A 6,945-nucleotide genomic window follows, 5' to 3' on the forward strand; every position below is an offset into this window, starting at 1 on the left:
TGCTACCTCAGTACCACCGCCTGCCCCGCCACCACCAGCACCACCTGCTCGCACTCACTCAGTTCGCGGCCGAGGGGCGCGGGGAACTGCGCGCCAAGCCCCCACCGGCCCGCGCAGGCGTGACTACGGGACCCGCGTGAAGCCCACCGGCCCGCGCAGGCGTGACTACGGGACCCGCGTGAAGCCCCCGGCCCGCGCAGGCACGACTGCGTGAGCGGTCCGCGTCGGCCCCCGCTACGCGACCCTCGTGAATTCCACCGTCACCTCCGGTGCCCCTCCCGGCACCCCCCGGTAGATCCCCTTGTGCGGCGTGACGTCGTCGTAGTCCCGGCCCCGGCCCACCACCACGTGGTCCTCCCCGGCCCGCACCCGGTTCGTCGGGTCGTACCCGCACCACTCCCCGGCCCAGTACTCGATCCACGCATGGCTCTGCCCGGCCACCGGCCGGTTCAGCTCGGCCTCCCGCTCCGGGTGCAGGTACCCGGAGACGTACCGGGCCGGCAGCCCCAGCCCCCGCAGCAGGGCGATCGTGAGGTGGGTGATGTCCTGGCAGACACCCGCCCGCTGCGCCCACGCCTGCGCGGGGGACGTGTTCACCCCGGTCGCCCCCGGAAGGTACGTCACCCGGTCGGCCACCATCCCGGAGACGGCCACCGCGGCCTCGTGCGGCCCCAGCCCCGCCGCCGCGCCCCGCGCCTTCTTCACCAGCTTCCCCGGCACCGACGTACGCCCCGTCGGCGTCACGAACTCCAGCAGCCGTGACCCCGCCGCCCGTTCGGTCAGCTCCGCCCACCCCGGCGCGGCCGGCAGTGGCCCCGGCGCCGCCGTCTCCACCAGGCTGGACGCGGTGATCGTCAGGTCCTCGTGCGGGTCGAGCAGGTCGAAGCCGGTGACCTGGGTGCCCCAGTAGTCCCAGTACGACCAGACGGCGGTGGCCGGCTGCACCGTGACCCGCGCGTCCAGCGTGGTCTGCCCCGGCAGGGTCAGCGGGGTCATCCGGACCTCGTTGTGCGAGGAGGCCGCGGGCTGGGCGTAGGAGACCCGGGTGGTGTGCCGGATCCGGAGGCGACGAGCCATCTCAGGCTCCTTCCTGGGCCCACTGCACGGGCCCCTGGTACGGGAAGAACCGCTCCGCCACCGCGTCGGCGCACGCCATGCACGCCTGCTGGAGTTCGCGCAGCAGGACCGGCAGCTGCTCCTCCAGGGACGCGGTGTCCAGGTACTCGAGGCGGGTGCGGGCCCGGCCGACGGGGGAGCGGGCCGGGTCCTGGCGGGGCCGGCCGAGCGCGGCCAGGCACTCCTCCGCCGTGGTCAGCGCGTGCAGCGCCGAACGCGGGAAGTCCCGGTCGAGGAGCAGGAACTCGGCCACGCGCGGGGTGTCCCCGAACCCGGTGTGCACCCGCGCGTACGCCTCGTCGGCGCCGCTCGCGCTGAGCAGCGTCGGCCAGTCCGGCGCGTGCGCCGCGTCCAGCACGCGCACGGAGAGCAGCCGTACCGTCATGTCCACCCGCTCCAGGCTCCGCCCGAGGACGACGAACCGCCAGCTGTCGTCCCGGCTCATGGTGGAGTCGGCCAGTCCGAAGAAGAGCGCGGCCCGGCTGCGGACCAGCTCCAGGTAGGCGTAGGGGCCGGTACGGCGGGCCGCGCGCCGCTGGTCGCCGAGCGCGTGCCAGGTGGAGTTGAGGCACTCCCACATCTCCGAGGAGACCGCTTCGCGGGCGCTGCGCGCGTTCAGCCGGGCGGCACCCAGCGCGCCCTCGATGGAGCAGGTGGAGCGGGCGTCGAAGGCGAGCTGCTCCAGCACCTGCTGCATGTCGACCTGCTCCGGACCGGCGTCCACGCCGAGGATCGCGTACAGCGACCGGCAGGCGGCGTCCTCGTCGCGCCAGGGGTCCTCCAGCATCCGGTGCAGATAGGCGTCGAGGATCCGGCCGGTGGCGTCGGCCCGTTCGACGTACCGCCCGGTCCAGGTCAGCGACTCGGCGATGCGGGAGAGGATCACGTCGTTCACTGCTGGTGCGCTCCTTCCGGTACGACGGCACGGGTCCCGTCCGGGCCGAGGCGGCGCGGGACGATCGCCGGGATGGGGCCCGCGCCGACCGGCTCGGGGCGCTCGGCGGGACCCTCGGCGAGCACCCAGGTGTCCTTGGACCCCCCGCCCTGGCTGGAGTTGACGATCAGATTGCCCTCCTGGAGGGCGACCCGGGTGAGCCCGCCGGGCAGCACCCAGATGTCGTCGCCGTCGTTCACGGCGAACGGCCGCAGGTCGATGTGGCGCGGGGCCATCCGTTCACCCGCGAGGGTGGGGGAGGTGGAGAGAGCGACCGGGCGCTGCGCGATGAAGCCGCGCGGGTCGGCGGCGACTGCTTTGCGAGTGCGTTCCAGTGTTGCCTTGTCGGCCTTCGGGCCGATCACGATGCCCTGCCCGCCGGCCCCGTCCACCGGCTTCACCACCAGCTGGTCCAGCTGGTCGAGGACCGCCGCCAACTGGCCCGGCTCATCAGGCCGGTAGGACTCCACGTTGGGGAGGACCGGCTCCTCGCCGAGGTAGTAGCGGATCAGGTCCGGGACGTAGGTGTAGAGGAGTTTGTCGTCGGCGATGCCGTTTCCGATGGCGTTCGCGAGTGTGACGTTACCGGCGATGGCGGCGCTCAGGATGCCGGGGCAGCCGATCACCGAGTCGGGGCGGAACTGCAGCGGATCGAGGAAGTCGTCGTCGAGGCGCCGGTACACCACGTGCACCGGTACCTCGCCGCGCGTCGTCCGCATCCACACCCGGTTGCTCCGGCACACCAGGTCGTGCCCCTCCACCAGCTGCACGCCCATCAGCCGGGCCAGCAGGGCGTGTTCGAAGTAGGCCGCGTTGCTGGGCCCGGGGGTGAGGACGACGACCCGGGGATCGCTCGCCGCCCCGCCGGGCGCCGCGGCGCGCAGGGCGGCGAGCAGCCGCCCCGCGTAGCCGTCCACCGGCAGCACGTGCTGCTCGGCGAAGAGCGAGGGGAAGATCCGGGTCATCGCCCTGCGGTTCTCGATGACGTACGACACCCCGCTCGGCACCCGCACGTTGTCCTCAAGCACCCGGAAGTCGCCGGCCTCGTCCCGGACCAGGTCGATTCCCGCCACATGGATGCGCACCCCGCCGGGTGGCTCCACGGCGTGCGCCGCCCGGTGGAAGTGCGGCGAGCCCAGCAGCAGCCGCCAGGGCACCACCCCGTCCTCGAAGGCCCGCGCGGGTCCGTAGGCGTCGGCCAGATAGGCCTCCAGGGCCCGGACCCGCTGGGCCACGCCTCTTCGTATGAGATCCCATTCCAGGGCGTCGAGGATTCTCGGCACCAGGTCCAGGGGCCAGGGCCGTTCCTCGCCCGCGAAGGCGTAGGTCACCCCGCGGTCGGTGAAGGCCCGCGCCATCTGGTCGGCCCTGAAGCGCAGTTCACTCGGTTCGATCGGCTGGAGTGCCGCCAGTACCGGCTCATAGGCGGTCCTGACCTCACCCGGCCGCACAAACATCTCGTCCCACGCGTCGGCCAACGCGTACGCGTCAAATATGTCCGCCATGCAGGGACGTTAGAGCGGGCGCGTAACGCGGCGATCACCGGCGGATTTCGGGGATTCGCCAGGACCGCCGCGCCACGTGTTCGCGAGCGGACCTCCCGGCAAGGCACCTCCCCGGTGGGTGCGCTGCCCAGGGCCCCGGCCCGATCGGGGGAAGACGGACCGGGCCCCGCCGGGTGCCGGCGACACCCGTGGGAAGCGCTTCCCACAGGTGTCGCGGAGGCCCCGCCGCCACCACCGTCATCTTGTTGCAACGCGGCCTGCTGAGGTGGGGTTATATCGGGGCGAAGCGGGGTGTTACGGCGCCCCCGACGAGGGCAGCCGTGTTGCGGACCCGGTCCGGACCGCTCATAGTTGCGCTGCGGAAGAGGCAGCAAGCCGGGGGTGGAATGGTCGATGGCCGGGCACGGGACGGAGGAGCATCCACACGGTGCCGACCGGCTGTGCGCCGTCGGGGACCGCGTGTACTCCCGGGCCGTGCGCCGGGGCCGGGTGCCGCGCACGGACGCCGACGCGGTGCCCTGCCTGCTGGAGCTGGCGCTGCTCCACCCCGACCCCGACGACATGGACTGGCTGGTGCCGACCGCCCCGCAGGAGGTCATGACCCGGCTGCTGCGCGGGGTGTACGACGAGGTGACGGGCAGCCAGCGGCGGGTGGGCTCGGCGGTGGCGGCGTTCGAGTGGTACGCCGGTCTGGGCAGCCAGGTGCGGGCCGTGTCGGCCGCCGCGGAGGGCACGGCGGCCATCAGGGTGCTCGACGGGCTGTCGCGGATCCAGGCGGCCATGGACGAGGCGACCCAGGCCTGCACGCAGGAGGTGCTGACCGTGCAGCCCGGCGGCATCCGCCGCGAGTCCGAACTGAGCGAGGGGCTGCACCGGGCCGTCGCCCTGCGCGGCCGCGGCGTGCGGATGCGCGACCTCTACACCCACGTCGCCCGCCACGGCCAGGGCCTGCTCAACTACCTGGAGCTGATGGGCGACGCGGTCGAGGCCCGCACGCTCGACGAGGTCATCGACCGGCTGATCCTCTTCGACCGCACGGTCGCCTTCATTCCCGCGAACGCGGACCGCACGATGGCCCTGGAACTGCGCCACCCGGCTCTCGTCGAGTACTTCGTCACGGTCTTCGAACGCCTGTGGCGACTCGCGATCCCGCTCACCGCCCCGCTCCCCGACACCGGCATCGAGGGCATCTCGCACCGGGAGCAGTCCATCGCGGCGCTGCTCGCGGAGGGCCACCAGGACGCGGTGATCGCCGAGCGGCTCGGCATCAGCGTCCGCACCTGCCGGGCCCACATCGCCCGTCTCTCGGAGACGCTGGGCGCGGCCAGCCGTACCCAACTGGGCGTGCGCATCGCACAGGTCGGCCTGGACCGGCCACCGGGCGGTGCGGGCGGCGTGCCGGAAGCGACCCGCACGGCGCCCGACGCGACGGCCACCATCAGGCTTCCCGATCAAGGATCCCCGAGCGTCCGATGAGGCAGCCGAGCCGGGCGCGGCTCTCGCTGCCGAGGGTCACGGTCGGCTCGGCGATGTGGGTACGCCTCGATCCTCACCGCGCAGGGACCGGTCGAGCCGTGGTCCGGTGCGGTACCGGCGGAACGGGCTGCGCGCTCATGGGTGTCTGTTCGGGCCGGCGGGGGCGGTGTCGCTGTCCAGGATCCCGGACTGCGCGATGAGGTAACCGAGTTGGGCCCGGCTGCCACTGCCCAGTGCTTGCGCCAGTTTGGCGATGTGTGCCCGGCAGGTGCGGACGTTCATGCCCAGCCGGCGCGCGATGGCCTCGTCGACGTGGCCCTCCACCAGGAGCTTGGCTATGGAGTGCTGGATGTCGGTGATGCCGTCGGAGGCCGCCTCGTAGGGGCCGTCCACGCCCAGCGGTACGGCGCGGCTCCACATGAACTCGAAGACCTTGATCAGGTAGCGGACCAGGCCGGGATGGCGCACTTCGAGCGCGACCTGCTGGTCGTCGCGGATGGGGATGAAGGCGACCGTCTCGTCACAGATGATCAGGCGCTCCACGATCTCGTCCATCGTGCGGTACTCCGCCTTGCCGTCGGCGAGGAAGGCGGCGTAGGCCAGCTTCTCCGGGTTGTACCGGGCCGTGTGCTGGTAGAGGGTGCGGATGCGCACGCCCCGCTCGATGATCGGCCGGTCGCGCTCCATGCCCCGGAGGACACTGCGCTCGGAGATGCGGTCGCTGGGCTGGACGCTGAGCACCTCGGTCTGGCACTGCGAGGTCGCCAGGTTGAGTGCCGCGTTGATGCGGTCGCCGCCTTCGAGGACGGCGATGGAGTCACTGGAGGCACCCAGCTGAGTGCTGAGCGTCATGAATGGCTCGAAGGCCTCTGCAAGTTCGGTGGACAGACGGCGGCGTTCGGAGATCTCCTGTTCGATGGGGCCGAGCCGTCTGCTGAGGGCGACCGAGGGAGGGGTGGGGCGCAGCCGGTCAGGATCGTCCGGATCGGGAAGGAGCAGACCGAACTCCGTCAGGCAGGGGGCGGTGTCGGCCTCCGCGCGCGCGATGCCTCCACTGCGCAGAGCTGCTGCGTAGATTCGGGTACCTTCCTCACACAGTTCCGTCACCGCATGGGAATGTGTCCCATTTGTGTGATTCATCCCGTATATCCACCCCCCAGGGTCCTGAACATGCAGGAACATGATGCACTCATTGTGTGGCCATCACGTGCCCGAATGAGCCATCGTCTTTCTTGACGGGGGAGAGGAAACTTCAAGTGAGGACGAAGTCGATCATGCGTAACAGGTTGCTTCGCTCGGCGCTTGTCGCGGTCCTGTCCGCCGTCGCGGTTCTTGGTGCCTCAAGAGGGTTTTCGGACGCGAAGGGCGAGGTCCGCGCGAACACCAGTTGGCCGAGCGTGGTGCTGGAATCCACCGCAGAGGGAACCGGGAGCTGACGTGACCACCCCACCGGACGACCGATCCTTCCGCCGTGAAATGGCCACCGCCTACCGGTCCGGCTGGCACTTCATCGACCTGGTCACCGCCATCCCCCACAGCGGTGACTCGTTGATGGTGACCGTCTTCGGTGAGCCGGTCGTCGTCACGCGGGACGAGGACGAGGACGTACGGGCGTACCGGTGCCTGCGCAAGCCCCGGGGTGCGCCGCAGCCCGTGCGGTGTGCGATCCGGTACGGAATGATCTTTGTGAACCTGGACCAACGGGACCACCGGCTGGCTGAGCCGGACGTCCCGGACGTGAGGACCATCTCGGCCACCCCCCGCAGTGCCTGACGCGATTCCCCCGTCGTAAAAGATCGCTCAGGTGCTTCCCCCCGCAGCGGGGGGGGCGCGGGGTGGGGGACTGGAGGACCCGGGGGCTTCTGGTGGGGGTAGTTGGAGGTTGGGGGGGGGCGGGGCCGGTGAACACACGAG

At 71.5% G+C, this 6,945-nt stretch carries 6 protein-coding genes and 1 pseudogene; 2 read left to right on the forward strand and 5 right to left on the reverse strand.

The genetic code is table 11. The features are described from left to right. Positions 1-234 precede the first annotated feature (234 nt). The 3 genes from AB0M11_RS40840 to AB0M11_RS40850 are packed head-to-tail and all read right to left on the reverse strand — an operon-like array spanning position 235 to position 3,555. Positions 235-1,077, reverse strand: coding sequence for a transglutaminase family protein (locus tag AB0M11_RS40840; RefSeq protein WP_365713968.1), 843 nt, complete (start codon positions 1,075-1,077; stop codon positions 235-237). 1 nt (position 1,078) lies between these two features. Next, on the reverse strand, positions 1,079-2,011 hold the full coding sequence (locus tag AB0M11_RS40845) for an alpha-E domain-containing protein (RefSeq protein WP_365713970.1): 933 nt from the start codon (positions 2,009-2,011) through the stop codon (positions 1,079-1,081). Next, entirely contained in the window at positions 2,008-3,555 is a 1,548-nt protein-coding gene (locus tag AB0M11_RS40850) for a circularly permuted type 2 ATP-grasp protein (RefSeq protein ID WP_365713972.1), read from the reverse strand. The genes AB0M11_RS40845 and AB0M11_RS40850 overlap by 4 nt, the downstream gene beginning before the upstream one ends. Positions 3,556-3,948: 393 nt before the next feature. On the opposite strand from AB0M11_RS40850, the gene AB0M11_RS40855 reads away from it, so the two are divergent. After that, positions 3,949-5,031 (forward strand): helix-turn-helix transcriptional regulator, encoded by a 1,083-nt coding sequence (locus AB0M11_RS40855; protein ID WP_365713974.1) that lies wholly within the window; start codon positions 3,949-3,951, stop codon positions 5,029-5,031. Here the strand turns inward: AB0M11_RS40855 and AB0M11_RS40860 are convergent. After that, positions 4,994-5,101 (reverse strand): annotated as a pseudogene (locus tag AB0M11_RS40860) (helix-turn-helix transcriptional regulator); the annotation flags it as partial. The gene AB0M11_RS40855 and the pseudogene AB0M11_RS40860 sit on opposite strands and share 38 nt — an antisense overlap. A 65-nt stretch (positions 5,102-5,166) precedes the next feature. Beyond that, positions 5,167-6,171, reverse strand: coding sequence for a helix-turn-helix transcriptional regulator (locus tag AB0M11_RS40865; protein ID WP_365713976.1), 1,005 nt, complete (start codon positions 6,169-6,171; stop codon positions 5,167-5,169). A 336-nt stretch (positions 6,172-6,507) separates the two neighbouring features. Between AB0M11_RS40865 and AB0M11_RS40870 the strand changes: the two genes are divergently transcribed. Then, on the forward strand, positions 6,508-6,804 hold the full coding sequence (locus AB0M11_RS40870; protein WP_167449907.1) for a (2Fe-2S)-binding protein: 297 nt from the start codon (positions 6,508-6,510) through the stop codon (positions 6,802-6,804). Positions 6,805-6,945 lie beyond the last annotated feature (141 nt).

Origin of the sequence: Streptomyces sp. NPDC051987 (assembly GCF_040680735.1) — a bacterium.
Classification (GTDB): Bacteria; Actinomycetota; Actinomycetes; order Streptomycetales; family Streptomycetaceae; genus Streptomyces.

Excerpts from the sequence above, each read along its gene's own strand:
- AB0M11_RS40850 (WP_365713972.1), bottom strand. The coding sequence starts at position 3,555 with ATGGCGGACATATTTGACGCGTACGCGTTGGCCGACGCGTGGGACGAG.
- AB0M11_RS40870 (WP_167449907.1), top strand. The coding sequence starts at position 6,508 with ATGGCCACCGCCTACCGGTCCGGCTGGCACTTCATCGACCTGGTCACC.
- AB0M11_RS40865 (WP_365713976.1), bottom strand. The coding sequence starts at position 6,171 with ATGAATCACACAAATGGGACACATTCCCATGCGGTGACGGAACTGTGT.
- AB0M11_RS40840 (WP_365713968.1), bottom strand. The coding sequence starts at position 1,077 with ATGGCTCGTCGCCTCCGGATCCGGCACACCACCCGGGTCTCCTACGCC.
- AB0M11_RS40855 (WP_365713974.1), top strand. The coding sequence starts at position 3,949 with ATGGCCGGGCACGGGACGGAGGAGCATCCACACGGTGCCGACCGGCTG.